Source organism: Cyanobium sp. ULC082, from assembly GCF_977927535.1.
Genome location: NZ_OZ376397.1, coordinates 337,978 through 363,484, shown reverse-complemented (window position 1 = coordinate 363,484; position 25,507 = coordinate 337,978). Strand labels below are relative to the sequence as shown.

The 25,507-nt window shown below is 67.5% G+C and carries 24 protein-coding genes, 1 tRNA gene and 1 riboswitch; of the genes, 14 read left to right on the top strand and 11 right to left on the bottom strand.

Annotated elements, in window-relative coordinates:
• Positions 1-53: 53 nt before the first annotated feature.
• Together ACXMDY_RS01950 and ACXMDY_RS01945 are read left to right on the top strand one after the other, a co-directional pair.
• Positions 54-770, top strand: coding sequence for a pseudouridine synthase (locus ACXMDY_RS01950; RefSeq protein ID WP_259701429.1), 717 nt, complete (start codon positions 54-56; stop codon positions 768-770).
• 24 nt (positions 771-794) lie between these two features.
• Positions 795-1,742: a helix-turn-helix domain-containing protein gene (locus tag ACXMDY_RS01945; protein ID WP_259701428.1), complete on the top strand. Its 948-nt coding sequence runs from the start codon at positions 795-797 to the stop codon at positions 1,740-1,742.
• Here ACXMDY_RS01945 and malQ read toward each other — a convergent pair.
• Positions 1,667-3,232 (bottom strand): 4-alpha-glucanotransferase, encoded by a 1,566-nt coding sequence (gene malQ / locus ACXMDY_RS01940; RefSeq protein WP_259701427.1) that lies wholly within the window; start codon positions 3,230-3,232, stop codon positions 1,667-1,669. The genes ACXMDY_RS01945 and malQ overlap by 76 nt on opposite strands.
• 24 nt (positions 3,233-3,256) lie before the next feature.
• Positions 3,257-4,459 carry a Coenzyme F420 hydrogenase/dehydrogenase, beta subunit C-terminal domain gene (locus ACXMDY_RS01935; RefSeq protein WP_259701426.1) on the bottom strand — a complete coding sequence of 401 codons (1,203 nt, stop codon included), beginning with the start codon at positions 4,457-4,459 and terminating at the stop codon, positions 3,257-3,259.
• 125 nt (positions 4,460-4,584) lie between these two features.
• On the opposite strand from ACXMDY_RS01935, the gene ACXMDY_RS01930 reads away from it, so the two are divergent.
• Entirely contained in the window at positions 4,585-5,526 is a 942-nt protein-coding gene (locus tag ACXMDY_RS01930) for an LCP family protein (protein ID WP_259701425.1), read from the top strand.
• Between the two features lie 15 nt (positions 5,527-5,541).
• On the opposite strand, the gene ACXMDY_RS01925 is transcribed toward ACXMDY_RS01930, so the two are convergent.
• Positions 5,542-6,096, bottom strand: coding sequence for a hypothetical protein (locus tag ACXMDY_RS01925; protein ID WP_259701424.1), 555 nt, complete (start codon positions 6,094-6,096; stop codon positions 5,542-5,544).
• 69 nt (positions 6,097-6,165) lie between these two features.
• On the opposite strand from ACXMDY_RS01925, the gene ACXMDY_RS01920 reads away from it, so the two are divergent.
• Positions 6,166-7,161: a ribose-phosphate pyrophosphokinase gene (locus tag ACXMDY_RS01920; protein ID WP_259701423.1), complete on the top strand. Its 996-nt coding sequence runs from the start codon at positions 6,166-6,168 to the stop codon at positions 7,159-7,161.
• Between the two features lie 122 nt (positions 7,162-7,283).
• Complete coding sequence (locus ACXMDY_RS01915; RefSeq protein ID WP_399243769.1) at positions 7,284-8,477, top strand: glycoside hydrolase family 10 protein; 1,194 nt, start codon at positions 7,284-7,286, stop codon at positions 8,475-8,477.
• Here the strand turns inward: ACXMDY_RS01915 and pepN are convergent.
• The 3 genes from pepN to ACXMDY_RS01900 form a co-directional block, all read right to left on the bottom strand.
• Positions 8,447-11,125: an aminopeptidase N gene (pepN, locus tag ACXMDY_RS01910; RefSeq protein ID WP_259701422.1), complete on the bottom strand. Its 2,679-nt coding sequence runs from the start codon at positions 11,123-11,125 to the stop codon at positions 8,447-8,449. The genes ACXMDY_RS01915 and pepN overlap by 31 nt on opposite strands.
• Before the next feature lie 47 nt (positions 11,126-11,172).
• Positions 11,173-11,703, bottom strand: a complete 531-nt coding sequence (locus tag ACXMDY_RS01905; protein ID WP_259701421.1) for a hypothetical protein — start codon at positions 11,701-11,703, stop codon at positions 11,173-11,175.
• 134 nt (positions 11,704-11,837) lie between these two features.
• Positions 11,838-12,272: a cAMP phosphodiesterase gene (locus ACXMDY_RS01900; RefSeq protein ID WP_259701420.1), complete on the bottom strand. Its 435-nt coding sequence runs from the start codon at positions 12,270-12,272 to the stop codon at positions 11,838-11,840.
• A gap of 126 nt (positions 12,273-12,398) precedes the next feature.
• Between ACXMDY_RS01900 and ACXMDY_RS01895 the strand changes: the two genes are divergently transcribed.
• Together ACXMDY_RS01895 and ACXMDY_RS01890 are read left to right on the top strand one after the other, a co-directional pair.
• Entirely contained in the window at positions 12,399-13,565 is a 1,167-nt protein-coding gene (locus ACXMDY_RS01895) for a histidine kinase (RefSeq protein WP_259701419.1), read from the top strand.
• Between the two features lie 72 nt (positions 13,566-13,637).
• A tRNA-Glu gene (locus ACXMDY_RS01890) sits at positions 13,638-13,710 on the top strand.
• A 243-nt stretch (positions 13,711-13,953) separates the two neighbouring features.
• Here ACXMDY_RS01890 and ACXMDY_RS01885 read toward each other — a convergent pair.
• Positions 13,954-14,424: an SRPBCC family protein gene (locus ACXMDY_RS01885; RefSeq protein ID WP_259701452.1), complete on the bottom strand. Its 471-nt coding sequence runs from the start codon at positions 14,422-14,424 to the stop codon at positions 13,954-13,956.
• A 255-nt stretch (positions 14,425-14,679) separates the two neighbouring features.
• On the opposite strand from ACXMDY_RS01885, the gene ACXMDY_RS01880 reads away from it, so the two are divergent.
• The 7 genes from ACXMDY_RS01880 to ACXMDY_RS01850 all read left to right on the top strand — a co-directional run bounded on the left by ACXMDY_RS01880 (position 14,680) and on the right by ACXMDY_RS01850 (position 22,538).
• On the top strand, positions 14,680-15,870 hold the full coding sequence (locus ACXMDY_RS01880; RefSeq protein WP_259701418.1) for a phycobilisome linker polypeptide: 1,191 nt from the start codon (positions 14,680-14,682) through the stop codon (positions 15,868-15,870).
• A 115-nt stretch (positions 15,871-15,985) separates the two neighbouring features.
• Positions 15,986-17,509, top strand: coding sequence for a glucose-6-phosphate dehydrogenase (gene zwf / locus ACXMDY_RS01875; protein WP_259701417.1), 1,524 nt, complete (start codon positions 15,986-15,988; stop codon positions 17,507-17,509).
• A 90-nt stretch (positions 17,510-17,599) separates the two neighbouring features.
• Positions 17,600-18,901 (top strand): glucose-6-phosphate dehydrogenase assembly protein OpcA, encoded by a 1,302-nt coding sequence (locus ACXMDY_RS01870; RefSeq protein ID WP_259701416.1) that lies wholly within the window; start codon positions 17,600-17,602, stop codon positions 18,899-18,901.
• 25 nt (positions 18,902-18,926) lie between these two features.
• Positions 18,927-20,345, top strand: coding sequence for a cobyrinate a,c-diamide synthase (locus ACXMDY_RS01865; protein ID WP_259701415.1), 1,419 nt, complete (start codon positions 18,927-18,929; stop codon positions 20,343-20,345).
• 35 nt (positions 20,346-20,380) lie between these two features.
• Complete coding sequence (locus ACXMDY_RS01860) at positions 20,381-20,986, top strand: histidine phosphatase family protein (RefSeq protein WP_259701414.1); 606 nt, start codon at positions 20,381-20,383, stop codon at positions 20,984-20,986.
• Positions 20,983-21,669, top strand: coding sequence for a GAP family protein (locus ACXMDY_RS01855; protein ID WP_259701413.1), 687 nt, complete (start codon positions 20,983-20,985; stop codon positions 21,667-21,669). Before ACXMDY_RS01860 ends, ACXMDY_RS01855 begins: the two co-directional genes overlap by 4 nt.
• Positions 21,670-21,722: 53 nt before the next feature.
• A riboswitch (cobalamin riboswitch) is annotated at positions 21,723-21,898 on the top strand.
• 25 nt (positions 21,899-21,923) lie between these two features.
• Complete coding sequence (locus ACXMDY_RS01850; RefSeq protein ID WP_259701412.1) at positions 21,924-22,538, top strand: HupE/UreJ family protein; 615 nt, start codon at positions 21,924-21,926, stop codon at positions 22,536-22,538.
• A gap of 256 nt (positions 22,539-22,794) precedes the next feature.
• On the opposite strand, the gene ACXMDY_RS01845 is transcribed toward ACXMDY_RS01850, so the two are convergent.
• The 4 genes from ACXMDY_RS01845 to ACXMDY_RS01830 are packed head-to-tail and all read right to left on the bottom strand — an operon-like array spanning position 22,795 to position 25,482.
• The gene (locus ACXMDY_RS01845; protein WP_259701411.1) at positions 22,795-23,127 is read right to left on the bottom strand and encodes a hypothetical protein; all 333 of its coding nucleotides are present in this window, start codon (positions 23,125-23,127) and stop codon (positions 22,795-22,797) included.
• 26 nt (positions 23,128-23,153) lie between these two features.
• Positions 23,154-24,767 (bottom strand): type I restriction-modification system subunit M, encoded by a 1,614-nt coding sequence (locus ACXMDY_RS01840; RefSeq protein ID WP_259701410.1) that lies wholly within the window; start codon positions 24,765-24,767, stop codon positions 23,154-23,156.
• Positions 24,764-24,967, bottom strand: coding sequence for a hypothetical protein (locus ACXMDY_RS01835; protein ID WP_259701409.1), 204 nt, complete (start codon positions 24,965-24,967; stop codon positions 24,764-24,766). Before ACXMDY_RS01835 ends, ACXMDY_RS01840 begins: the two co-directional genes overlap by 4 nt.
• Positions 24,964-25,482 (bottom strand): Zeta toxin family protein, encoded by a 519-nt coding sequence (locus tag ACXMDY_RS01830; RefSeq protein ID WP_259701408.1) that lies wholly within the window; start codon positions 25,480-25,482, stop codon positions 24,964-24,966. Before ACXMDY_RS01830 ends, ACXMDY_RS01835 begins: the two co-directional genes overlap by 4 nt.
• Positions 25,483-25,507: the final 25 nt, after the last annotated feature.

Genomic DNA, 25,507 nt, shown 5'->3' with positions numbered 1-25,507 from the left:
TCTGACCAGTCCGGTCCAGACGGCAGAGGGCGGGGAGATCGCGGACCAGGGGGATGCCGGCAGAGCGTGTTCAGAAACTTCTGGCGGCGGCCGGTCTCTGCTCCCGGCGCCGCGCCGAGGAGCTGATCAGCGCCGGGCGGGTCCGGGTCAATGGCAGGCTCGCCCAGCTCGGTGACCGGGCCGATCCCGATCACGACAGGGTGGAACTGGATGGCCAGGCGCTCCCCAGCCGGCCAGCTCCGATCCTGCTTCTGCTCAACAAACCGGCCGGGGTGCTCTGCACCTGCCACGACCCGCAGGGCCGCCCCACGGTGCTCGACCTCCTGCCCAGGGAACTCGCCGATCAGACCGGGCTCCACCCGGTCGGCCGACTCGACGCCGACAGCCGCGGCGCCCTGCTGCTCACCAATGACGGCGCCCTCACCCTGCGGCTCAGCCATCCACGCTTTGCCCACACCAAGACCTATCGGGTCCAGCTGGCCGGCCGGCCGAGCCCGGCCTGCCTGGAGCGCTGGCGGAGGGGGCATCCCCTCGATGGCCAGCCCGCCCTGCCGGTGGGAATTCAGCCGCTTGACCGCAGCGCCGAGGGCTGCTGGCTGGAACTGACGATGCGGGAGGGGCGAAACCGCCAGATCCGGCGCACGGCCAGAGCCCTGGGGCATCCCGTTCTCGACCTGCAGCGGGTGGCGATCGGCCCGATCCAGCTGGGAACCCTGCCGGAGGGGCAGTGGCGTCACCTTGCTGGCCAAGAATGGCCCGATCAGGCCTGACGGCACCGAGCCGATCCCAGAACCATGCCCCGCTCCAGGATCGTCTCCACACTCTCTGCCCCGCTCAGGAGCTGGCTGGATCGAAAACGGGGCCACCCATCCACCCCGGCCGCGCCGGAGGTCGATCCCCTCCTCGGGGTCGGGCAGCTGTTGCGGCGACAACGGGAGGAGCGGGCCCTCAGCCTGCGCCAGCTCGCCAGCGAGACGCGGATCAGCACGCCGGTTCTGGAGGCCCTTGAGCGGGGCTGGCGCGACCGGTTGCCCGAGGCGGCCTATCTGCGCACAATGCTGCCGCTGCTCGAACATCACCTGGCATTGCCGCCGGGGTCCCTGGAGCCGGCCCTGCCCCGGAAGCCAACGGATCCCGAGAGCGACTGGGGATCGAGACGCCCCTCCCTGCTGGCCAGGTTCACCCCGGGCTCGATTGAGGTGTTCACCACCTGGCAGGGCACGGTGCTCTACGCGGTGGTGACCGCCGGCCTGATCTACGGCATCAATCTTCAGCAGCAGAGGCTGGCTGCCGCCAACCAGCTGACCCTGCGTCCCGTTTCACCCCTGCCGATCAGCGCGCCGGACTCCCGCTCCGACGCGAGTGGAGAACTGCTCAAGGCCTATCCGGATCTGAGGCCCCTGCAACAGGCCGAGCAAGGGGTGGCCATGCAGCGGCTGCGGGAACGGGAGGCCCGCAACACGCTGCCGGCAGGGGTCCTGCGTCTGCAACTGCTCAGCCCCAGCCGGGTGAGCCTGAGCAGCGAGACCGGCGAACGCAGCGAACTGGAGGGGGTCAGCGGCGAGCTGGTCCTGCAGATGCAGCCGCCGATCCGGTTGCAGCTCGAACCGGCGCCCAGCGGACCTGCCGTTTTCTGGGACGGACAGCCGGTTTCCCCCCAGGCGGGTCAGAGGGGCAGGTTCCGGATCCCAGCTGCTCCCGCCGCCAGCTCCCCACCGGCACCGGCTGCCCCACGGCCATAGCGCCGGGCCAGTCCCCCCAGCCCCTCGATCGCTCCGCCCAAGCTTTCGATCGGCTCGCTCAGACGCCAGCTCCAGTTGTCGCTGATCGTGCCGGGGGTGTTGAAGCGGGCCCGGTCGTCGAGATGCAGGAGGTCCTGGAGGGGCACCACAGCCAGCTCCGCCCTGCTGCCCAGCGCCAGCTCCAGCAGCTGCCAGCCCGGGGCGTCGATGATCTGACCGATCCGCTCCCCCACCTGGCGGCGCTGATCTTCTGAGAGGTTCTGCCACCAACCCAGGCAGGTGGCGTTGTCGTGGGTGCCGGTGTACACCACCCAGCGATCCCCCTTGTAGTTCTCAGGCAGGTAGGCGTTGTCGGTGTTGCCATCGAAGGCGAACTGGAGGATCTTCATGCCCGGCAAGGCGAAGCGATCCCGCAGGGCTTCCACGGCCGGGGTGATCACGCCGAGATCTTCGGCGATCAGGGGCAAGGAGCCACCACAGCGGCGGCGCAGCGCCCGCAGCAGAGCCACCCCGGGCGAACGTCGCCAGACCCCATGCTCCGCCGTCTCGGCGTCGGCCGGCACCCGCCAATAAGACTCCAGGGCCCTGAAGTGATCGAGCCGCAGCAGATCCAGCCGCTCCAGCTGCCCCTGCAACCGCCGCAGCCACCAGCGGAAGCCGGTGAGCCGGTGCCAGGACCAGCGGTACACCGGTGTGCCCCAGAGCTGGCCGGTGGCCGCGAAGTAATCGGGCGGCACGCCACTCTGGGCCGTGAGCGAACCATCGCCACGCACCGAAAACAGCCGGCGATGGGCCCAGACATCGGCGCTGTCGTGGGCCACATAGAAGGGAAGATCGCCGATCAGCTGCACGCCGCAACGGTGGGCGTGGTCGCGCAGCCCCTGCCACTGGCGATGCAGGTGCCACTGGAGCAGGGCTTCCCGCAGCAGGGCGGCGGCATGGTCTTGCTCCAGACGAGCCAGGGCGCGGCGCTGGCGGCGGGCCAGGGGGGCGGGCCACTCCCACCAGGGGCGCTCCCCGTGCAGCGCCCGCAGCACCATGAACTGGCTGTGGTCACGGAGCCAGCCGGACTGCTGGCGGCGCCAGTCGTCGAAGACCTGCCGCTGCTCCGGCGGCTGATGGTCCCAGCGCCGCAGCAGCAGGCTGCCCAGGGCAGCGGCCCGCACTGGGCAGGCCTCCAGGTCGAGGCGGTCGCGGCGACCGGCCGGGAGGCCGCTCAGGTCCGCCGGATCCAGAAAGCCCTCCTCCACCAGCTGCTCGGCATCGAGAAACCAGGGATTGAGGGCGAAGCCGCTCGGGGAGCTGTAGGGCGAACCGGTTGAATCGGTGGGCGCCAGCGGCAGCAACTGCCAGGCAGCGATGCCCTGGTCGGCCAACAGATCCAGCCACTGGTGGGCGGCCGCCCCGAAACTGCCGCAACCGGGGCTGCCCGGCAGGGCGGAAGGATGCAGCAGCACGGCGCAGCGGCGAGGCCGCTCAGAGGAGATCACGAGGTGGGGATCACGAGGTGGAAGTCAGGAAGTGGGCAGCCGGTAACGGCTGATGATCTTGCTGGCGAAGGCGGGGATGTGGCGTTCGGCCAGCTCCGGGTGATGGCGGCGCACCCAGAGGGCGTTGCGGGTGAAGTGTGAATCGATCGAGAAGCGGCCGTATTCCAATCCCTTCGGACCGAAGCGCTGCACGAAGAAGCCCACCAGCTCCGCCAGCCAGAGGGGAAGCCTGACGGCCTTGTCATAGGCCTCGATCCCCTGCTGCACCGCGGCGCGGCGGTCCCCCTGGCTGGTGACCGGGGCGGTGTCGAGCTCGGCCTCGACCAGATCGAGCAGCCGCTGACCCTTCGGATTGCGCACCACCAGCCACTGGCGGCCGAAGGTGGCTCCCATGTAACCCACCACCAGGTCGGCGCCGGCGTTGGTGTAGTCGAAGCAGCTCAGGCAGCTGGGGGCAAAGACGCTCTTGAGATTGGGGGTGTCGAGCCCGAAGAACGGCACGGTTTCCTCGCTGCCGTCGCTGTGGCGGAAATGGATGCGGAAGTCCTGCATGAACTCGTAGTGCACCACCGTGTCCGGTGAGCGGCTGGCGCTCTCCAGAAAGGTCTGCAGCCCGCTGCGGCTGACGTTGTCGACGCAGGGCATGCCCAGCACGTAGAGCTCGTCGAGCGGCAGGGTGTCCTGCACGGCCCGCAGAGCCTGGATCTGGCAGCCCACCCCGATCGCCAGCAGGCGGCGGATGCCGCTGCCCGGCAGTTGCTCCAGCACCTCCAGATTGGGCGAGAGGGTGGGCTTGTTCACCCGCGCCGCCAGCACCTGCTCTGGGGTGCGGGCCAGCACCGGCACCGGCGTGAAGCGATCGTCGGGACTTTGCTGCACGCACAGCACCGCATCCACCAGGCCGCTCTCCAGGGCGCGTACGCCGATCCGGCTGACGATGCCGGTCCACTGGGCGCCATCGATCGGGGCGACCAGGCGTCCCGTGGTCATGCGCTGATGAACTCCGAAGTACAGCTCGTCCTCGTTGTCGAGGTCGCGGCTGCGGCCATGGGCCTTCGTTTCCAGGTGCTCGAACTGCTGGTTGAGGAACGCACAGGCGTTTCGCACGTAGGCCACCCAGCGGCTGTCGCAGAGGCCGCAGTCACTGCAGAGATCCCGGGCCGGCTTGACGCTTCCCTTGGCGAGCGGCCTGGCCCGTTCGTGGGGAAGGGGGGGGACTGGGGTCACGGGCGGATCCTGCCGCGGAGGCGCATCGGCGGGCTCAACCTATCGGCCGCCCTGATCCCCGTGCCGGGCAGACAACGGCGGCGGCTGGGCGAGAGTGGAGGGCACCTTCAGCGGCAGCGACGCCCATGGCCGGCGGGGAGAACCGGATCAAGGCAGGCAGGGGCCGGGGGCGCAGGCTGCTGCTGGCGGCCGTGGCGACGCTCGGCCTCGCCGGTGGGATCGCCCTGGTCAAGCTGCTGTGGCTGCCGGCGGATCCCGATCAGGCCACCATCGAGACCACCAACCAACTGGCCGAACCCCCCAGTCGGCCGATCACCGTGCTGCTGATCGGCAGCGACGCGGACCGGCTCGGAGCGGCCAACAACGGAGCCGCCCCCTCCGGTCCCGCCAACAGCGATGTGCTGTTGCTGGCGCGGATCAATCCCGATGGCACCCTGCGCCTGCTCAACCTGCCCACCGACCTGGCTGTGCAGCTGCCGGGTGCCAAGGGGCTGCAATCACTCGGCTCGCTTTACCGGCAAGGGGGGGCCGCCCTGGCGGGCACAGCCATCGCGGCACTTCTGGGGCTCGAATCCGGTCAGCCGGAGCGCTATCTGGTCGTGCCGCGCGGCGCCCTGCGGGAGCTGGTCGATGGCCTGGGCGGCGTGGAATTGAATCCGGAAACGCCCCTTCGATCCACCGACAAGACCCAGAACTTCACGGTGGACCTGCAGGCCGGCCTGCAGGAATTCAGCGGCAGGCAGGTGGAGCAGATGGTGCGCTTCAAGGAGCCTTCCCTGGGGGAACAGGGGCGCCGGATCCGCCAGCAGACCGTTCTGCAGGCGATGCTGCAGCAGATCTCGCGGGCCGAGCAAGGCTCCCGGCTGCCGGAGTTGCTGGTGCGGTTGATGCCCCAGCTGGAGACCAACCTTTCCAGAGGGGAAAGCCTGAGCCTGCTGACCGCGGCGATCCGGAAGCCGGAGGCGATCCGCTTCGATCAGCTGCCGCTCACCCCGCCCACCAAGCCAGGCCAGGCCCTGCGCCAGCTCCCGGCTGCGGCCCCGCTGCCGCTCTGGCCGAAGCCATGAGGCCGGCTGCTGCTCTCAGCTGAGCAACTGCCTCCAACGCAATCGCAGGGTCCGCACGAGGGCGAGCTCCTGCTCCTCTTCGGTGGAGCCAGCTGCCGGCTGGCTGGGCCCGCTCAGGGCACCGAGCCAGGCGAGACCCTCGCGGCGGCGGGCCTGGAGATCGAAAGACCCACCCCACTGCACCAGTCCCACCAGCGGCACCGCGGCCCCCTCCAGCAGGGCGCTGTAGGCGGCGGCGCGGCCTCCGGTAACGGCGGCGGCATCAAGCAGCAGCAGGGTGGGCTGCCGCCAGGCCCCCAGGGCATCGGCCCAGCGGCCGTCGGGTTCGATCCACGCCCCGGGATCGTCCAGCAGGGGAACCAGGCGGGGGGCGGGTCGTTCCAGAAGTGAGGCCAGCCGAGCCGTGGCGCTGCCGCTGCCTGGCCAGCCATCAAGCGGCAGAGCCAGCAGGCTGGCCAGCCGCTGAGCGGCGGCATCGATGGCGGCGGGGTCCGAGCCGGCGCCGGCCAGCACCAGCTGCTGGGCGGGGGCGATGACCTTCTCGCACTCCAACGGACCAGCAGTTCCCATGGTTGTTTGCTGTTCAAGCGGCGTCAGGCTTCTACCATCCATGCACAGCCGTGCTCCATCGCCCTCGCCGTGAGCAGTTTCTTGACCGCTGAACAGGTGGAGCAGGGCCATGCTCTCCATGAAACACGGCGTCTGCGGCTGTTCAGCGGCACCTCCAATCCGGCCCTGGCCCAGGAGATCGGCGCCTACCTGGGCGTCCCCAATGGCCCTCGGGTGATCAAGCGTTTCGCCGATGGCGAGCTGTACATCCAGATTCAGGAATCGATCCGCGGCTGCGATGTCTTCCTGATCCAGCCCACCTGCGCGCCGGTGAACGATCACCTGATGGAGCTGCTGATCATGGTGGATGCCTGCCGCCGTGCTTCGGCCCGGCAGATCACCGCCGTGATCCCTTACTACGGCTATGCCCGCGCCGACCGCAAAACGGCCGGCCGCGAATCGATCACCGCCAAGCTGGTGGCCAACCTGCTGGTGAAATCAGGCGTCGACCGGGTGTTGGCGATGGACCTGCACTCCTCCCAGATCCAGGGCTACTTCGACATTCCCTGCGACCACATCTACGGCTCGCCGGTGCTGGTGGACTACCTCTCCACCCGCGAGCTCGGCGAAGTGGTGGTGGTCTCGCCGGATGTGGGCGGTGTGGCCCGGGCCAGGGCCTTCGCCAAGCGGATGCACGATGCCCCGCTGGCGATCATCGACAAGCGCCGCTCCGGGCACAACGTGGCCGAAAGCCTCACGGTGATCGGCGATGTGGCCGGCAAGACCGCCATCCTGATCGACGACATGATCGACACCGGCGGCACGATCTGCCAGGGGGCCAGGCTGCTGCGCGACCGTGGCGCCAGCCGGGTGCTGGCCTGTGCCACCCACGCCGTGTTCTCACCCCCGGCGTTCGAGCGGCTCGCCGAACCGGGCCTGTTCGAGGAGGTGCTGGTCACCAACAGCATCCCGATCGCAGCGTCCAGCGCCTTCCCCCAGTTGCAGGTTCTCTCGGTCGCCAACATGCTCGGCGAAGCGATCTGGCGCATTCATGAGGAAAGCTCGGTGAGTTCGATGTTCCGTTAGCGCCAGCGCCCCGAACCGGATACGCTCCGGCCGAGAGCGCCACCTCGATCATCAACCCGATCACCGCTTCGGATCCCGCCGCCAAGCCGCGGCCCCTCGAATCCTTCCCGCTCAGGGTGCGGCTGAAGCGGGCCCTGCCCGCCCTGCTCACCACCCTGCTGACCGCCGGTCTCCAGGGGATCGGCGCCCGGCCGGCCCTGGCCGCAAGCGATCGGGTGGGGGTGTGGCTGACCAACAGCCCCAGCCCCCTGTATTACGACCCCCGCCGGCTGGACAAGGCCGTGGACGAGCTGGCCGCCGCCGGCTTCAACACGCTCTACCCCAATGTCTGGAGCAGGGGCGCCACCTTCCACCGCAGCCGCTTCGCCCCGATCGAGCCGGCCCTGCAGAAGGCCAATCCCTCCTTCGATCCGATCTGCCATCTCACCCGCTCCGCCCATCGCCGGGGCATGAAGGTGATCCCCTGGTTTGAGTACGGCCTGAAGGAGCCCGCCGACGCGGAGGTGGTGCGCCGCAACCCGGAGTGGCTGCTGCAGCGCAGCGATGGTTCAACGCTCTATGCCATGCATGGCGCCAACCTCAAGACCTCGCCACTGAAGGACCTGCGCGTCTGGCTGAACCCGGCCCACCCAGGCGTGCGGGCCCGCTTCATCGGTCTGATCGGCGAGATCGTGCGGCGCTGCGGCGTGGATGGGATCCAGCTGGATGATCACTTCGCCTGGCCGGTGGAACTGGGCTACGACCCCTACACCCGCGCCCTGTTCCGCCAGGAGAAGGGACGGGAGCCACCCCAGGATTACAACAACCGGGAATGGATGACCTGGCGGCGTCAGCAGCTCACCAGCCTGCTCAGGGAGCTGCGCAGTGAGATGAAGCGTTCCCAGAGCGGTGCCGTTGTGAGCCTTTCCCCGGGGCCGTTCCGCTTCGCCTACAACCACTGGCTGCAGGACTGGGAGATCTGGGCGCTCGGCAAACTTGTTGATGAGCTGGTGGTGCAGAACTACGCCTATTCGGTGGCCGGCTTTGCCAGGGATCTCAACCAACCGGCCCTGGTCAAGGCGCGCCGTTGGGGGATGCCGGTGCAGATCGGCCTGCTGGCTGGCTTCGGCCGCCGCACCACGCCGATGCCGGTGCTGAGCCAGAAGGTGAAGCTGGCGGCCGAGAAGGGACTGGGCGTGATCTATTTCTACTGGGAAGGGCTTTGGGGCACCTATTCCGGGCCGGAGGGAGCGGCCGCCCGCCAGGCAGGCTTCCGCAGCCTGCATGAGGCCACCTTCCTTGATCCCTACCCCGGCCGCTCCAGTCCGAGGCACTGATTCACCACCTCCCGGGTGTTGGCTGACAGCTCACCGGCGGAGAGTTGCAGGGCGGCCAGGCGCATCTGCTCCCCCCGCACCGCTCCGTAGCTCTGCCACCGGCTGAACAGTTTGGCCAGACGGGAGGCCGTGATCGGATTGCGGCCATCGAGCCAGGCGATCCGATCCGCCATGAACCGGTAGCCCGACCCATCGATGGCGTGGAACACCGGCGGGTTGCCCGCCAGGCCACCCAGCACCGCCCGGATCGAATTGGGCGCGGCCGGGTCGAAGCGGGGATGGTTCAGCAGACGTTGCACCCGCTCCAGGCCGTCTCCGAACGGAGCACTGGCCTCCAGGGCAAACCAGGCATCGAGGATGACCGGCTTCTCCTGCCAGCGGTGGAAGAAGGCGGCCATCGCCTCTGAACGCTCGGGGCCATCCAGGGGCTGCAGCGCCCGCAGCCCGGCGCGGGCCAGGGTCATCGATGGCCCGCTGACCGCAGCCACCGCCGCCGCCAGCACGGCGCGGTCGCCGGCGGCCGCCCGCCAGCTCCAGGCCGTGGCGGTCAGCAGCCGCTCGCCGCTTCCCGCCGGCCAGGGCCGCTCCCACTCGGACCGGCAGCGCTCCAGGGCCAGAGCCAGGGGGGCGGCCAAAACAGTGCCGAAAGCCTGCTCCAGGCCGATCAGGGCGGCGTGGAGCGCAGGGGGATCCGGTTCCGCCATCGCCTGCTCCAGCTCGGCGATGCCCGGCAGGGCCAGCAGGCAGGCACGGTTCGCCTCGGGCAGAGCGGGGTCTTCGAGGATGCCCGCCATCGCTGCCGTCAGGCCGGCTTCCAGGGCGGCATCGGCCAGCCCGGCAGCCCTGGCCAGCACCGCCTGCCGCAGCAGGGTCTGGCCGGCGTCCCAGCGGGCGAAGGGGTCGGGGTCGGTGGCGAACAGGTGCAGCAGCTCCTGGCGCGGACGACTGATCTCCAGCCGCACCGGTGCCGAGAACCCCCGCAGCAGCGAGAGGGCCGGAGGCTCGGCCGCCGGCGGCAGCCCATCGAAGCGGATCCGCTGCTCGGGCTGGTCGATCACCAGCAGCGCCCGGTCGCCGAGCGGCAGTTCCGCTCCGGCGGCATCAAGCAGCCCGAGGGCCAGGGGGATCACCAACGGTTGCTTGTGCGGCTGGCCGGGGGTGGGGGGCGTCTGCTGGCTCACCACCAGGTCCAGCACGCCGGCCTCGCCATCCCAGTGGCGCTCGATCCGCAGCACGGGGGTTCCTGCCTGGTGGTACCAGCGGCGGAAGCGGCCGAAGTCGAAGCGCATGGCCCCGGCAGCACCGGCCCGAGAGGCCTCGGAGGCGGCATCCTCCATCGCCTGCACGAAGTTCTCACAGGTGGCGGCGGTGCCGTCATGGCGCCGCACATAGAGCGCCATGCCCGCCATGAAGGTGCGCTCACCCAGCAGCGTGTGGAGCATGCGGATCAGCTCAGCTCCCTTTTCGTAGATGGTGGTGGTGTAGAAGTTGTCGATCGCCTGATAGTGATCCGGCTGGACGGGATGGGCTGTGGGGCCTGCATCTTCGCGGAACTGGGTGTTGCGGAGCATCGAAACATCCTCGATCCTCTTGATGGCGGCGGAGTGAAGATCAGCCGTGAACATCTGATCGCGAAAAACGGTGAGACCCTCCTTCAAGGAGAGCTGAAACCAGTCGCGACAGGTGATGCGGTTGCCCGTCCAGTTGTGGAAATACTCATGGGCAATCACACTCTCGATCCGCTCAAGCTCACCGTCGGTGGCGGTGACCGCATCGGCCAGCACCAACTTGGAGTTGAAGATGTTGAGGCTTTTGTTCTCCATCGCGCCCATGTTGAAATGGCGCACCGCCACGATGTTGAACTCATCGAGGTCGTACTCCAGTCCATAAACCCGCTCGTCCCACGCCATCGAGCGCTGCAGGGATTCCATGGCATGGGCGGTGTAGGGGCGATCACCGGGCTCCACGTGCAGGCGGAGCCGCACCGGGCGACCGGACGCGGTGGTGAAGCTGCCGCTCACCTCCTCCAGTCGGCCGGCCACCAGCGCAAAGAGGTAACTCGGCTTGGGGAAGGGGTCATCCCAGATGGCGTAGTGCCTGCCACCCGGCAGCGCACCCTGCTCCAGGCAGTTGCCGTTGGAGAGCAGCACCGGGCAGCTGGCCTGGTCAGCCTCGATCCGCACCTGAAAACGGCTGAGCAGGTCGGGGCGGTCGGGGTGAAAGCTGATCCGCCGGAACCCTTCCGCCTCGCACTGGGTGGTGAACATCCCGCCGCTGGCATACAGCCCCTCCAGGCTGGTGTTGGTCTGGGGGTGAATCCGCACCCGGCTGCTCAGCACGAACGGCCCAGGCGGCGGCTCCAGAATCCAGAGGCCGTCGTCGTCCTGCCGGAAGGACTGGCTGGCCAGGGGCAGGCCATCGATCGCCAGATCGAGCAGCTCCAGAGCGGCGCCCCGCAGGAGGAGGGGCTCCGCTCCGGCCGGAGCGCTGAGGGGATCGCCCGGGGCCGGGGCCGGTGCAAAGGCGAGGGAGGCGTCCACCAGGGCGTGGTCATCAAACAGCCGCACGGTCAGATCGGTGCGATCAAGCCGGTAGGGGAAGGGCCGGTAGTCGGCCAGCCGCACGGTGTTGCCGGAGGCCAGGCTCATGGGGGCCAGGAACGAACGATGCTCCGATCCTGGCCCCCAGCTCACGCTCACCAGGGCAGGGGATCCCGACCCTGGCCGGCGTTGCAGCCCACCTGGGAGCCGAGCAGGGCGCCGAGCGGCACGGCCCAGGTGCGACCGTCCTGGCGGGAGGCGGCATAACCGATTCCTCCGCCGAGCACGCCACCGACCAGACGACCGATCGAGCAGCGGCGTTGCAGGGCCTGGGCTTCCTCCCAGCTGGTGGGGGCCTGCTGGAAGCCGGGGTTGGCCAGGCGATTCGGATAATCCTGGTAGGGAGCCGGGAAGTTCCTGGCCTGGTAGTAGCGGTCCTGGTCGATCGGGGCCTGATAGACGGGCGACTGAACGTATTGGGTGCGCACGACGGGCACCTGGCCGTAGACCGGCACCTGGCGGTAGCCGACCACCCGGCGCTCCATGGTCTGCACCTGGACCGGGATCGGGCCTGAACCGTAGAAGGGCTGGGCGGTGGCGGCCGTGGGGATGGCCAGGGCCATGCCGATCAGACCGGCAGCGAGGCTGACCGGGGACTGGAAGCGAAGCGAGCGAGCCAACGACATGACGATTGCAGCGATGGGAATCCCCTTCGGGATGCCCTCAGCAAAACCGCCGGACCTGCATGAACAGCAACTGGGCCGACCCCGGTCTGCATCCGGATGCGACCCGGGTCACAGATCAGAAGTGGCTGCTGGCTTCACTTCGCCGGAGGTTTGGCGCCGCTGCCCTGTTTCTTGATGGCGTCCTGCACCTTCTTCACCACATCGGCGGGCACCTGATTCGGGCAGATCTCAACAGCACCGATCACTGCGGAGTTGACGGAACCACGGCGCAGCTCCTCGATCGTGAGCGCTTTGGTCCCCACCTGCTTGATCAGGCCGCCGTGGACACCCTGAATCACCTGGGCGATCGTTTCACCGGCAATCCCGACCGCCTTGTCGAACTCCACGGCCGCTCCGCGGGAGATGCAGACGTTGACGGCGGCAATGCGGGTGTAGAGCGACATCTCGGCTTCCGTTGCCGGTGCGGCCTGCGCTGCCTGGGGCAGAAGGGTGAACGGAACAAGCAGCAGCGAGGCCGCCAGCAGGCGGGTGCTCCAGCGGGGCAGGAGACGCAAGGGACAGGAATTCATCAAACCCCATGCTGACCCATCGCTCGCTGGGGATCAATCGGCCAGGGGCGAGGCTGGACCAGCGGAGCCTTCCGCAGGCCGGGACCAGCCCATAGGGTGGGGATCAGGTTTCGATTTCGTGACACGGTGCCCGCCAAGGGGGAATCACTCTCTGCGACAACGGCCCAGGAGGTTGCCCTCCCCTCCCCCCGCCGGGTCCTCTCGCTGCTGGTGCTGGCCGCCCCTCACCATCTCGCCTCCACGGATCTGCGGGGGGTTCTCCGGTTCCTCGAAAGCAGCGACTACGGCTTCGAGGTGAAGCTCCAGATCGCCGATCCCGCCCTGCGGCCGGAGCTGCTCGAGCTCTACCGCCTGGTGGCCACACCAGCAGTGGTGAAACTGCTGCCGGCCCCCCGCCAGGTGTTTGCGGGCACCACCATCCTCGAACAGTTGAAGGGCTGGCTGCCCCGCTGGCAGCAGCTGGAGGTGGTCAGCGGGCTGGGCATGAGCCTGCGGCCGGCGGAAATCGATGGCAGCCGCAGCCAGCGGGAACTTCAGCTCGAAGACCAGCTGCTGGTGCTTCGCCAGGAAAACGACACCCTGATCGAGCGGCTGGGGATCCAGGAGCGACTGCTGCGGATGGTGGCCCATGAGCTGCGCACCCCCCTGACGGCGGCAAAGCTGGCCCTCCAGAGCCTGCAGCTCGGCCACATCGGCGCCAACCGCTGCCGGGATGTGCTCGACCGCCGCCTTGATGACATCGAGCACCTCTCCCTGGACCTGCTGGAGGTGGGAACGACCCAGTGGGAAACCCTGTTCAATCCCCAGCGGCTCGACCTCGGCTCGGTGGCCGCCGAGGCCCTGCTGGAGCTGGAAAAACTCTGGGTCAGCCGCGACCTGCAACTGCTCGCCGACATTCCCGCCGACCTGCCCAACGTGTTCGCCGACCACCGGCGCATGCGGCAGGTGTTACTCAACCTGCTGGAAAATGCCCTGAAGTTCACCCCGGACGGGGGGCGGGTGGAACTTTCGATGCTCCACCGCACCGGCCAGTGGGTGCAGGTGAGCGTCAGCGACACCGGCCCGGGCATTCCCAGGGGAGAACAGGAACGGATCTTCCTGGATTCCGTGCGGCTTCCCCAGACATCGGCCACCACCTCGGGGTTCGGGATCGGCCTTTCGGTGTGCCGCCGGATCGCGGAGGCCCATGGCGGACGGATCTGGGTGGTCTCCCAACCGGGGGAAGGAGCCAGCTTCCATTTCACCGTTCCGATGTGGAGTGGCCAGCACGCCCCGGGCCTGAACCCTCCTTGACGAAGGGCTACTCCGAACCGTAGCGTCCATCCATCGGTAAGCCTGGCTATCAACGCTTTGCCCCGTGGCCTCGCCCCCATCGTCTAGAGGCCTAGGACACCTCCCTTTCACGGAGGCGACAGGGGTTCGAATCCCCTTGGGGGTATGCAACCGAACAGCAGATTGTCGGGCAGGAATCATCTTCTGACCCCTCAGAAACGCTTTGTCCTGGTCTGATCAACCCCACGGCTTCGGGGTTTTCATTGATCAGATTTTTCTTTGATCAGATTTTTGATTGATCAGATTTTTCATTGATTCAGAATCCTGCCATTCCTCTGAATCAAGCCGATCAGAATCAAGCCAATTTGAATCAACCCGATCAGAATCAACGCAATCAAATTCAACGCGATCAGCTGGCCTGAAAGCGTTGCATCGCCTCCTGCTGCACGGCGCGGAGATTGGCGGCGAGATCCTCACGCAGGCGTTGCTCGATCAGGCCGATCGGCATGCCCGGCCGTCCCTGCACGGTGAGTTCGTAGAGCAGCCGGGCACCCTGGGGATCGCGACTGACCGTCCAGGCCCCTTCGAAGCGGCGGAAATCACCCTGGGTCATCCGGAAGCGCAGCACCCCATCGTCCCGCTGCTCCACCAGCACCAACTCGACCCGGGCGCTGAAGCGCAGCCCACAGAACTGCTGGCAACCCACCTGCTCCAGGCCCACCTGGTTCCCCTGACGCCAGAGCAGCTTTGAGGAGGCGAGGTTGGGGATGAAACCGCTGAGGTTCTCGTAGTCGGTGATCACCGTCCAGATCAGGTCCTGGCTGAGGCCCAGGCGCAACTGGACCGCCAGCCGCCGCACCCCCTGGGGCAGCCGCTCCATGTCCTGCTGGATGGTGTCGAGGGCGCAGACCTGAAGCCCCAGACCCGGACCCGGGCCCGGAGCGATGTCAAGGCCTGAAGGGTGCGCCAAATGGTGAATCACCAAATTCGGGGAAGGCATGGTGAGGGCCACGACACCCCAATGTCAGCAACCCAACCTAAACCCTGTGTTTCGTTGCTGGGGTGGGGACGGGCGCCGAGCTCCGGAGATCGGCCTTCCCTATGATCGCAACGCATTTTTGGGATACAGCGGCCGATGCGCACCTCAACCGCAGCGCTTCGCCAGGGCGATGCCCGCATGTTCAGCCTCGTTGTGGAGGGACTGAGCGGACCTTCCGAGCGCACCGCGGTGAGACGCTTCAATCTCAGTCTCGCCCAGATGCAGGCCACCCTGCGGATGATCAACGAGCAGGGAGGCCGGATTGTTTCGGTCACCCCGATCGGCGCTTCGCCCTCGGCCAGCGAGCCAGCTGCCGAAACCCCCGCTGAAGCCGCCGGCGCCCCTGACGTTTCCAGCACCGACGCCACCACCCCCACCGTGACCAGCACCCCACCCAGCCACGAGGCTCCTCCGGTCAATCTCTACAAGCCGAAGGATCCCTACATGGGCACGGTGCTGGGGAACTACTCCCTGCTGGCCGAAGGGGCGATCGGCCGGGTGAACCACATCAGCTTCGATCTCTCCGAGGGCAATCTCCACTACGTGGAAGGCCAGAGCATCGGCATCATTCCCGATGGCGTCGATGCCAACGGCAAACCCAACAAGCTGCGGCTGTATTCGATCGCCAGCACCCGCCATGGCGACAACCTCGAGGACAAGACCGTCTCCCTGTGTGTCCGCCAGCTCCAGTACGAGAAGGAGGGCGAAACGATCTACGGGGTCTGCTCCACCTTCCTCTGCGACATCGAACCCGGCGCCAAGGTGAAGATCACCGGCCCGGTGGGCAAGGAGATGCTGCTGCCCCCCGATGAGGAGGCCAATGTGATCATGCTGGCCACCGGCACCGGCATTGCGCCGATGCGCGCCTATCTGCGCCGGATGTTCGATCCCGGCGAGCGGGCCAAGAACCCCGGCTATCAGTTCCGGGGCAAGGCCTGGCTGATCATGGGCGTGCCCACCACGGCCAACCTGCTCTACGAAGACGACCTGCAGAGCTACCTCGCCGAGTTCCCGGACAACTTCCGCTACACCAAGGCGATCAGCCGGGAAGAAAAGAATCCCAGCGGTGGGCGGATGTACATCCAGGACCGCGTGGCGGAGCACGGCGAGGAGATCTTCGCCTGGATCGAAGACCCCAGAACCCACGTCTACATGTGTGGACTGAGGGGGATGGAGCCCGGCATCGACGAGGCGATGACCACGGCGGCGGCGGCCAAGGGCCTGAACTGGGCGGAGTTGCGCCCGCAGCTCAAGAAGGCCGAGCGCTGGCATGTGGAGACCTACTGAACACCGCTGAGCGGCCGTTCTTTTTGCCGAAACCACCACAAAATCGAGGGCCGCACACCGCAGGCGGGGGGTTCCCCGCTTTCGTGGTGGGGCCAGCTCCATCGGCCCCTCGCGCATGAACGCCACTCTCACCAATCCGTTGCGGGTCGGGCTGCGCCAGGAGAGGGTGATTTCGCCCCAGTGTCTGGTGATCTTCGGGGCCAGCGGCGACCTCACCCACCGCAAGCTGATTCCCGCCCTGTTCGAGCTGTTCCGGCAGCGGCGCCTGCCCAGCGAGTTCGCCATCCTCGGTTGCGCCCGCCGTCCCTGGAGCGACGAGGAGTTCCGCAACAAGATGGCGGCGGCCCTGGCGCCGACGATCCGTGATCACCCCACCGCCTGGGAGCAGTTCGCCAGCGGGCTGTTCTACGAGCCTGTCGATCTGCAGCAGAGCGAGCACCTGGTGCGCCTGGCCCAGCGGCTGGAGGTCATCGACCGGCTGCGGGCCACCCGCACCAACCGCACCTTCTATCTCTCGGTGTCGCCCGACTTCTACGGCAGCGGCTGCCGGGCCCTGGCGGATGCCGGCCTGCTCAGTGACCCGAAGCGCAGTCGGGTGGTGATCGAGAAGCCGTTCGGCCGCGACTACGGCAGCGCCGAGCAGCTCAACCGGATCGTTCAGGCCTGCGCCCAGGAGAACCAGGTGTTCCGGATCGACCACTACCTGGGCAAGGAAACGGTCCAGAACATCCTGGTGCTGCGCTTCGCCAACACGATCTTCGAGCCGATCTGGAACCGCAACTTCATCTCCAGCGTGCAGATCACCGCCGCTGAAACCGTGGGGGTGGAGGAGCGGGCCGGCTACTACGAAAGCTCCGGCGCCCTGCGGGACATGGTGCAGAACCACCTCACCCAGATGCTGGCGCTCACAACCATGGAGGCGCCGGGCCGCTTCGATCCCGAAGCGATCCGCAACGAGAAGGCGAAGGTGCTGCAGGCGGCCCGGCTGGCCAATGAGGAGGAGCCGTGGAAATGCTGTGTGCGCGGACAGTACGCGGCCGGGGGGAGCATCAGCGACCCGCTGCGGGGCTACCGGGAGGAGCCTGGGGTCAACCCGAACAGCACCACGGAAACCTATCTGGCGATGAAGCTGTTCATCGACAACTGGCGCTGGCAGGGGGTGCCCTTCTACCTGCGCACCGGCAAGCGGCTGCCGAAGCGGCTCTCCGAGGTGGTGCTCACCTTCCGGGAGGCGCCGGTGCATCTGTTCGACGCGGCCGGTGGCAGCCCCACCGCCAACCAGCTGATCCTGCGGATCCAGCCCGATGAAGGTGCCGGCTTCGTCTTCGATGTGAAGGCTCCGGGCTCCGGCATGCGCAGCCGGCCGGTGGACATGCACTTCTCCTACGACGAATCGTTCGGTGAACCCTCCGACGAGGGTTACGTTCGCCTGCTGGCCGACGCCATGCTGGGGGATCCCACCCTCTACACCCGGGCCGACGAGGTGGAGGCGGCCTGGCGGCTCTACACGCCGCTGCTGGAGCTGATCGAGGACAGCCCCTGGCAACTGCCGGTGCAGCCCTACGAGGCCAGAACCTGGGGCCCCGGAGCCGCCGACAGCCTCCTGGCCAATGACGGGCTGATGTGGCGCCGCCCCTGATCCACTGCCCTCTGCCGCACCTCCAGCCCCGCTCCCGGCCCAGCCCACCGTCCCGCCTTTTCGTCTTCGCCCTTCACGACGCCCGTCCCGATGTCCCCCCAGCTCACGCTTCAGGCTCCCCTCGCCCTCTCTCCCAACGAGGTGTCCGGTTATCTGGATCGCCTCTGGGAAAAGGATCTGGAGGCTTCGACCGGAGCCTCCACCTTCACGCTGGTGGTGTGGGAACCCTCCTGGCTGCAGCAGCAGCTGATCCGCACCGGTCACATCGACGGCCCGATCAGCGGCCTGCTCAACGAGGATCTCTTCGATGCCGCCCGTACCGCCACGGCGGAATGCGGCCTGCCGCTCTGCACGGCTCCGATGGCACCGGAGCTGGCCTGGGCCCTGGGCCAGCAACCGGGCAGCCACACCGCCGAAGACCTGCGCGGACAGTTCGTTGATCAGGCGATCAGCGCCCATCGACCCCGGCGGCTGATCACCCTGGCCCCCACCCTGCGCGAGGACCACCCCCTGGAAACGCTGGTGGCCGCCTACTGCCCGCTGCCGGAGGAACGCAGCGGCAGCGCGCCGGCCTGCGGCGACGTGGTGGTGCTGCGGGGCGGCAAGGGCGCGATCGAGCAGGGGCTCGCCATGCTCAATCCGCTGGTGGCGGACGACCTGCCCTGCTGGGTGTGGTGGAACGGCTCCCTGGATGAATCCCCCGACCTGCTCGCCGCCCTGGCCCTGCCCTCGCGGCGGCTGGTGCTGGACAGCTCGATCGGCGACCCGCGCCGCTGCCTTGATGTGCTGGTGGAGCGCATCGCCAGCGACCAGGCGGTGAACGACCTCAACTGGTTGCGGCAGCGCAGCTGGACCGAATCGCTGGCGATGGTGTTCGATCCGCCCGGCCGCCGCGATGCCCTCACCCACGTGGTGCAGCTCGACATCGACGTGGAGGGTGATCACCCGGTGCAGGGCCTGCTGCTGGCGGCCTGGATCGCCGACCGGCTCGGCTGGCACCTGCAGAACAGCTACCGCATCCCGGCCAATGGCACCGAGGCGGGAATCGGCGCCGAGTTCCAGCGCAGCGATGGCCAGATCGTCCAGTTCCGGCTGATGTCGGTGCCGGTGGGGGTTCCCAAGAGCCATCCCGGCGCCCTGGTGGGCCTGCGCCTGATCTGTTGCCCGGAAGGCCGCAAGCCGCTCTGCGTGATCCTCTGCTCCGAATCGGGCGGCTGCATGCGGCTGGAGGCCGGCGGGGTGGCCACGATGGAGCTGGCCGAGGAGGTGGTGAGCATCTCCAACGAAAGCGAGGAGATGGAGATGGCCCGCCTGCTGGCCGGCGGCCACGACACCACCAGCCCCCTGCTGGCGGCGGCCGCGCCGATGGCGGCCAGGCTGCTGCCGCACTGACCGGGCAGGGAAGGGGCGCGTCGGCATGGCCTGTTTGATTGCGGCACCCTGCAGCGGCAGCGGCAAGACCCTGCTCAGCCTCTGCCTTGCCGCCCTGGTGCGCCGGCGTGGCGAAACGATCCAGACCTTCAAGGTGGGACCGGATTATCTCGATCCCCAGCTGCTGAGCCGGACCAGCGGCAGGCCCTGCCGCAACCTCGATGCCCTGCTCTGCGGCGAGGGCTGGGTGCGGCGCAGCTTCCCCTGGTGGGGGAGCCAGGCCGACCACTGCCTGGTGGAGGGGGTGATGGGGCTGTTCGACGGCCGGGGGCCGGGCCTGGCCGGCAGCTCGGCGGAACTGGCCCAGCTGCTGGGGCTGCCGGTGGTGCTGGTGGTGGAGGCCAGCCGCCAGGCCGGTTCGGTGGCGGCGCTGGTGCGGGGTTTCCGGGATCATCAACCCGGCCTGGAGCTGGCCGGTGTTGTGCTGAACGGGGTGAGCACCGAGCGGCACCAGGCCCTGCTCAGTGAGGCCCTGGCCGCCATCGCCATGCCGCTGCTGGGTGTGCTGCCGCGTCACCCGAGCCTCAGCCTGCCCTCCCGTCACCTGGGCCTGCTGCCAGCCCATGAACTCGAAGACCTGGGCCGCTGCCTGGAGGAGTGGGCGGCCCTGGCCGAACGTCACCTCGATCTGGAGGCGCTGATGCCCCTGCTGGCGCCGCCGCCGCCGCCAGGGGCGAGCAGCCCCGATCCGATCCGCTGGTGCCTGGCTGGCGATCGCCCCGGGCCCGGGCCGGCGGCTCCGGTCACCCTGGCGATCGCCAGTGACGCCGCCTTCCACTTCCGCTACCCGGAAGCCAGCGCCCTGCTCGAAGGCCTGGGCGTGAGCGTGCAGCCGTGGCAACCGCTGGCCGACGAGCCGCTTCCCGCCGGCAGTCAGGGGGTGATCCTGCCGGGAGGATTTCCGGAGCTCCATGCCGCCGCCCTGGCCGCCAGCAAACGCAGCCTGGCGGACCTGCGCCGCGCCGCCGGGGCGGGCCTGCCGATCTACGCCGAGTGCGGCGGGCTGCTGCTGCTGGGCCAGGAGCTGGAGGATGGCAGCGGGGTGTCCCATCGGATGGCGGGTCTGCTGCCGTTCTCAGCGCGGCGCGGCGCCCTGCAGCTGGGCTATCGGCAGGCCACGGCCCTGGCGGACGGGCTGGTGGTGCGGCGGGGCGAAACCGTCTGCGGCCATGAATTTCATCGCTGGGAGCTGGAACCGCATCCGGCGGCAGCCACGGCCCCGCCCGGCGGGCCGCTCTGGCAGCTCGAAGGCTGGGGCTGGCCGAGCCGGCCGGAAGGCTGGAGCCGGCCCGGCCTGCACGCCAGCTGGCTGCACCTGCACTGGAGTGGCTGCCCGCAGATCTGCCGTCGCCTGCGCGACGCCGCCGCCCGGGTGCGGCCGCTGACCCCAGCCGCCGCCGTGTGATGGTTCAATCCAACCGGTAAACCAGCCCACCCACCGTGACGTCCTCGAATCCAGCCCCGGAACTCTGGTTGCTGCGGCACGGCGCCACCGCCTGGGCCCGCGATGGCCGCCACACCGGCAACACCGACCTGGCCCTGCTGCCGGAAGGGGAAGCGGAGGCGAGGGCCCTGGCACCCCTGCTGGCGGAGCTTCGCTTCGCGGCGGTGCTCTGCAGTCCGCTGCAACGGGCCCGCCAGACCTGCGAGCTGGCCGGGCTGGCCCAGAGCGCCAGCCTCTGCGAGGAGCTGCGGGAATGGGATTACGGCGCCTACGAGGGCCTGACCACCCCGGAGATCCGCCAGGAGGTCCCCGGCTGGACCGTCTGGACCCACGGCTGCGAGGGCGGAGAGAGCATCGAGCAGGTGGAGCGCCGCTGCCAGCAGGTGATCGAGCAGGCCCTGGCCCTGGCGGAGAACGGCCGGGTGGCCCTGTTCGCCCATGGGCACATCCTCAGAGCCCTGGGGGGCAGCTGGCTGGGTCTCGGCGCCAGGGGCGGCGGACTGCTGGCCCTGAACACCGGCACGGTCAGCGTGCTGGGCCACGAGCGGGACCGACGGGTGGTGCTGCGCTGGAATGCCCCGACCAGCGGGCCGGCGGCATGAGCGATCCCCGCCTCTGGGCTGAACTGCTGGCCTATGGCAGTGGCATCAGCCTCAGCCCGATCCACATCGGCCTGCTGCTGCTGCTGCTGCTGGGGCCGAATCCCCTGCGCCGCGGCGGCCTGTTCGTGCTCAGCTGGATGGTGACGATCGCCGTGATGGTGACGCTGCTGCTCACCGTGGGCCATGGCCTGCTGCTGAGCATGGAGCAGGGCAGCAGCCACCGCACCGGCCTGGATCTGATGGGCGCCGGCGCCCTGCTGGCCCTGGGCATCCGCGATCTGCTGCCCACCAAGGCGGCCGGCAGTGAACCGGCCGGCTGGATCCGCCAGCTGGATCGCTTCTGCGCCCTGCCCCTGCCGCTGCTGATCGGGGTCAGCGCCGCGATCGAAGTGATCAGCCCCGACGACCTGTTCCTGCTGGCCAAGGGGGCCTCGGCCCTGCTCGCCGCCGACCTGGATCGGGCTCAGGAACTGTTGCTGGCCGGCGCCTTCACGCTGGCGGCCAGTCTGCTGCTGCTGTTGCCATTCCTGGCCGTGGCCCTGGCGCGGCAGAGCATGCTGCCGTTGCTGCAACGGGGCAAGCAGGCCCTCTATGCCCGCGGCGAACTGGTGGTGGGCGGCCTGAGCCTGGCGCTCGCCGCCTATCTCGCCTGGCAGGGGATCGAGGGACTGCGACTGGCCTGAGCGCCGCTGTGGTCTGACCATTACGACACAACCGGGCAGCGTGCCGGTTTCAGCGCAGAATGGCTGGGATCGGTTTTCGGTGGTCACTCCCGAAAGGCAACGAGGAAAGTCCGGTGGGGAACCTGGTTCAGCCAGGAACCGAGTCCGGCGCTGTCCCGCAGCTGTGATTGAGCGCCCCTCCGGGTCCGCGCTCCTCAGTCAGAACGCTCGCCGTTTCCTGTTCCCTTCAATCCCGGCGTGGACCGGGTCATTCGATGATTTCCAGCCCCACTTCCGCCAGCCGCAGCCTGGCTCCGATCCTCTGCCTCTCGGCCCTGGCGATCGTCCTGGCAGGCCAGCCGGCCCAGGCCCACGGCATCGCCCATGGCGGCCTCAGCTCCGGCTTCCTGCATCCCCTGCTGGGCACCGATCACCTGCTCCTGCTGATCGGGGTGGGCGCCGCCGCCTCCTACATCTCCGGCCAGCTGTTGCTCTGGGCCCTGGCCGGCGCCATCGGCGGCGGCATCTTCGGGGCGATGGGCGGCGGCCTGCCTGCCGCTGAGGTGATCGCCGCCCTGGCGATTTCAGCCGTGGCGGTGCTGGTGCTGCGCAGCCACCGCTCCGGAGCTGCCCCGGCCCTTGGCTTCTGCGGCACCCTGATCGCCGGTGCCGTCGCCGTGCACGCCATGCTCCACGGCCAGGAAGCCCCCGCCGGCATGGCAGCGGCGAGCTGGTGGCTGGGGGCCTTCGCCGGCTCCCTGCTGGTGAGCGGAGGCACCTACCTGGTGCTCAGGCGCCTGCCGGCCCACTGGACCACCAAGCTGGCCCTGCTGCTGGCCCTGTTCGGCGGCTTCCTGGTGCTCGGGCCGATCGGCCTGCTGGCGCGCTGAGTCGCGCCCGGGCGGCTTCACGCCAATGGGCTGGATGGGAGCTCCCACGGCTTAGGTCGCAGACTCCAGACCCAGATGCTCCACTTCAGGAGTGCTGACCCCGTTGAAGAAGTCGATCCAGACCGATGAATCAACGACGATCACCCCGGAGCATCGGGCTGATCGAGCCGCTGGGCTTCCAGGTCGCCGTCTCACTGCAGCTGGCCACGGAAGGAACGGATCTCACCCTGCCGCTGAATCTGCACCTCGGTTTCGATCATCGGCACCAGGTGGATGGTTCCATGGCGGGCATGGTGGAATCGGCGAAGTCGCGGCGGGCCTTGGCGCCAGCGAGCACCGTGAAACCACCGGGTGATTCAAAGCCCTGACCGGAAGCCTCTGGACCCTTGAGGTGAAACAGCCTGCGGATGGAGGCTGACGGCTTACCCGATGCCTGCTCGAAGGCGCGAAATCCCAGCACCGGGCAACAGAGCAGCAACTCCTCCAGGAAGCCGATGCCTCTCCAATTTGTTATCTCCACGATGCGCATGCCCTCGGGTTGGCCGGAGGGCACGAACAGGCGCAGGGCGAAGGGGCGGGCGGGGGTCATGGCATCTGGATGGCTCAGCTTTGCCGTCACAGCAAGGGGGGTAGGCCTAATTCCTCAAGGAACCCATTGTGTTTGTCTCGAGCATCTCGAATCGATTGCTCCAGGGACGCCAGCTCGGCATTGACTTTGAGCAGGTCGATCTCCTCCTCGGCGACGGCCGTGCTGATGTAGCGAGAGATGTTCAGGTTGAAGTCGTTCTTTTCAATCTCCGCCATCTCCACCCGGCGGGAGTAGCGAGGTTCCGGCTCCCGCTGCTGATAGGTGTGGAGGATCTTGCTGATGTGCTCCTGAGTTAATTGGTTCTGGCGCTTCCCCTTGACGAAGTGCACAGCGGCATTGATGAAGAGCACGTCATCGGGCTTCTTGCACTTCTTGAGCACAAGAATGCAGACCGGGATGCCGGTTGAATAAAAGAGGTTGGCAGGAAGGCCGATCACGGTGTCGATGTGGCCGTCTTTGAGCAGCTTGGTGCGGATGCGCTCTTCAGCACCACCACGAAATAGCACCCCGTGGGGCAGGATGATGGCCATCACGCCTTCATCCTTCAGGTAGTGAAAGCCGTGCAGCAGAAAGGCAAAGTCAGCGGCGGATTTCGGGGCCATGCCGTGGCTTTTGAAGCGCACGTCATCGGCCAGGGCGTCGGTCGGCTCCCAGCGGTAGCTGAAGGGCGGGTTGGCGACGATGGCATCAAAGCTGGGTTTTCTGGCCGGGTTCTGCTCGCGCAGCATGTCCCATTCGTTCAGCAAGGTGTCGCCATGAAAGATCTCAAACTCCGTGTCTTTCACCCCATGCAGCAGCATGTTCATGCGGGCGAGGTTGTAAGTGGTGATGTTGTTTTCCTGGCCAAAGATCTTGCCGATGGTGCCACCCGCCTTTTTCACCCGCGTGCGGATGTTGAGGAGCAAGGAGCCGGAGCCACAGGCGAAATCCATCACGCTCTCCAACCGCTGCTTCGTTCCAGTTCTGGGTTCCTGGCTGTCGAGGGAGACGATGCCGGAGAGGATGTCTGAAATCTGTTGAGGGGTGTAGAACTCTCCCGCCTTCTTGCCCGAACCAGCGGCAAACTGCCCGATCAGGTATTCGTACGCATCACCGAGCGAATCGATGTTGGTGGAGAATTCCGCCAGCCCATCGGCAATTTTCTGGATAACGCTGCAGAGCTTGGCGTTGCGGTCAGCATAGGTGCGCCCCAGCTTGTCAGAGGCAAGGTTGATCTCTGAGAAGAGGCCTTGAAAGGTACTCTCAAAGGATTCGGTTTCAATGTATTTGAAGCCTGCCTGAAGAGTGTTCAGGAGTTCACCATCCTGGGTGCGTGCCAGCTGGGCAATGCTCTTCCAGAGGTGTGATGGCTGGATCACATAATGGATCTTACGGCGCATCTGCTTTTCGAAAGCTTCCACATCCTCAGGGTTGAATTGATACCAGATGCTCAGTGGCACCAGATAGCTGTCGGGCTCGAGCGGGGGGTAATCGTTTCCCAGCTCCTTTTGGGCTGCCAGCTCGTAGTTGTCGGACAGGTAGCGCAGAAACAGGAACGACAGCATGTAATCGCGGAAGTCGTCCGCATTCATCGCTCCGCGCAACTTATCGGCTATTGCCCAAAGAGTGGTGCCGAGTTGCTTTTGGTTGGTGGTGGTCATACCTGCGGCTTCTGTTCGGCTTTTGCCTGTTGGCGAAGTTCATCTGCCGAGATGCGCTGCATACGACCATCCTTGACGATCACGAGGTTCGTCTGAGTCTGGATGGCTGTCTTGCGTGCCTGTTGGGCCGCCCGCCGCAAGGCACCTAAGGAGGCTCGCAGGTCAGGGTCTTTGGCATTGGATATGTCGTTGTCGTTCATTGGTTTTCTCCCCATTGCAAAAGGGTCGGCTCCTCGCCAACGTTGTCATACTCTGCCCAAGTGTCCACAACGGGCTTGTAGGCTCGCTCAAGGTTGCGCCGGCCGGCCGCAAACCGGCGGCGAATCACCCCCTCTTCAATGTGGTGCCCGCCTTGTCGCACACGCTCTGCCACACGCGCAATGGCCATCTCTGCATCGGGCAGGTGCAAAAAGAAGAGGCTGACGTGGTAGCCGGCCTCTCGCCATTGATGAAGACGGCCCACGTAGGCAAGCCCGGCCAGTGTCGTCTCAAAAGCGAAGCTCTCCCCTTTGCGAACGCACGCGTCGATCTCTGCCAGCATCAGGCGCCCGGCTTTGAGCGCTGCTGCTTCTGGCGCGAAGGGCGAGAGCCCCGCCGCAATCAAGTCCGCGTTGATGAAGCGAGGACATTGCGCCTCCTGTGGCAGAAACGAACGGGCAAAGGTCGTTTTAACCGCCCCGTTTGGCCCAGCGATGATGATGATCTTTTTCGTCATCATGCTGCCTCAGGGCCGGCCTTGA

Coding starts and splice junctions, on each gene's coding strand:
- ACXMDY_RS01950 (WP_259701429.1), top strand. CDS start 54: ATGCCGGCAGAGCGTGTTCAGAAACTTCTGGCGGCGGCCGGTCTCTGC.
- ACXMDY_RS01945 (WP_259701428.1), top strand. CDS start 795: ATGCCCCGCTCCAGGATCGTCTCCACACTCTCTGCCCCGCTCAGGAGC.
- ACXMDY_RS01930 (WP_259701425.1), top strand. CDS start 4,585: ATGGCCGGCGGGGAGAACCGGATCAAGGCAGGCAGGGGCCGGGGGCGC.
- ACXMDY_RS01925 (WP_259701424.1), bottom strand. CDS start 6,096: ATGGGAACTGCTGGTCCGTTGGAGTGCGAGAAGGTCATCGCCCCCGCC.
- pepN (WP_259701422.1), bottom strand. CDS start 11,125: ATGAGCCTGGCCTCCGGCAACACCGTGCGGCTGGCCGACTACCGGCCC.
- ACXMDY_RS01905 (WP_259701421.1), bottom strand. CDS start 11,703: ATGTCGTTGGCTCGCTCGCTTCGCTTCCAGTCCCCGGTCAGCCTCGCT.
- ACXMDY_RS01900 (WP_259701420.1), bottom strand. CDS start 12,272: ATGAATTCCTGTCCCTTGCGTCTCCTGCCCCGCTGGAGCACCCGCCTG.
- ACXMDY_RS01885 (WP_259701452.1), bottom strand. CDS start 14,424: ATGGAGCGGCTGCCCCAGGGGGTGCGGCGGCTGGCGGTCCAGTTGCGC.
- ACXMDY_RS01880 (WP_259701418.1), top strand. CDS start 14,680: ATGCGCACCTCAACCGCAGCGCTTCGCCAGGGCGATGCCCGCATGTTC.
- zwf (WP_259701417.1), top strand. CDS start 15,986: ATGAACGCCACTCTCACCAATCCGTTGCGGGTCGGGCTGCGCCAGGAG.
- ACXMDY_RS01870 (WP_259701416.1), top strand. CDS start 17,600: ATGTCCCCCCAGCTCACGCTTCAGGCTCCCCTCGCCCTCTCTCCCAAC.
- ACXMDY_RS01865 (WP_259701415.1), top strand. CDS start 18,927: ATGGCCTGTTTGATTGCGGCACCCTGCAGCGGCAGCGGCAAGACCCTG.
- ACXMDY_RS01855 (WP_259701413.1), top strand. CDS start 20,983: ATGAGCGATCCCCGCCTCTGGGCTGAACTGCTGGCCTATGGCAGTGGC.
- ACXMDY_RS01850 (WP_259701412.1), top strand. CDS start 21,924: ATGATTTCCAGCCCCACTTCCGCCAGCCGCAGCCTGGCTCCGATCCTC.
- ACXMDY_RS01845 (WP_259701411.1), bottom strand. CDS start 23,127: ATGACCCCCGCCCGCCCCTTCGCCCTGCGCCTGTTCGTGCCCTCCGGC.
- ACXMDY_RS01840 (WP_259701410.1), bottom strand. CDS start 24,767: ATGACCACCACCAACCAAAAGCAACTCGGCACCACTCTTTGGGCAATA.
- ACXMDY_RS01835 (WP_259701409.1), bottom strand. CDS start 24,967: ATGAACGACAACGACATATCCAATGCCAAAGACCCTGACCTGCGAGCC.
- ACXMDY_RS01830 (WP_259701408.1), bottom strand. CDS start 25,482: ATGACGAAAAAGATCATCATCATCGCTGGGCCAAACGGGGCGGTTAAA.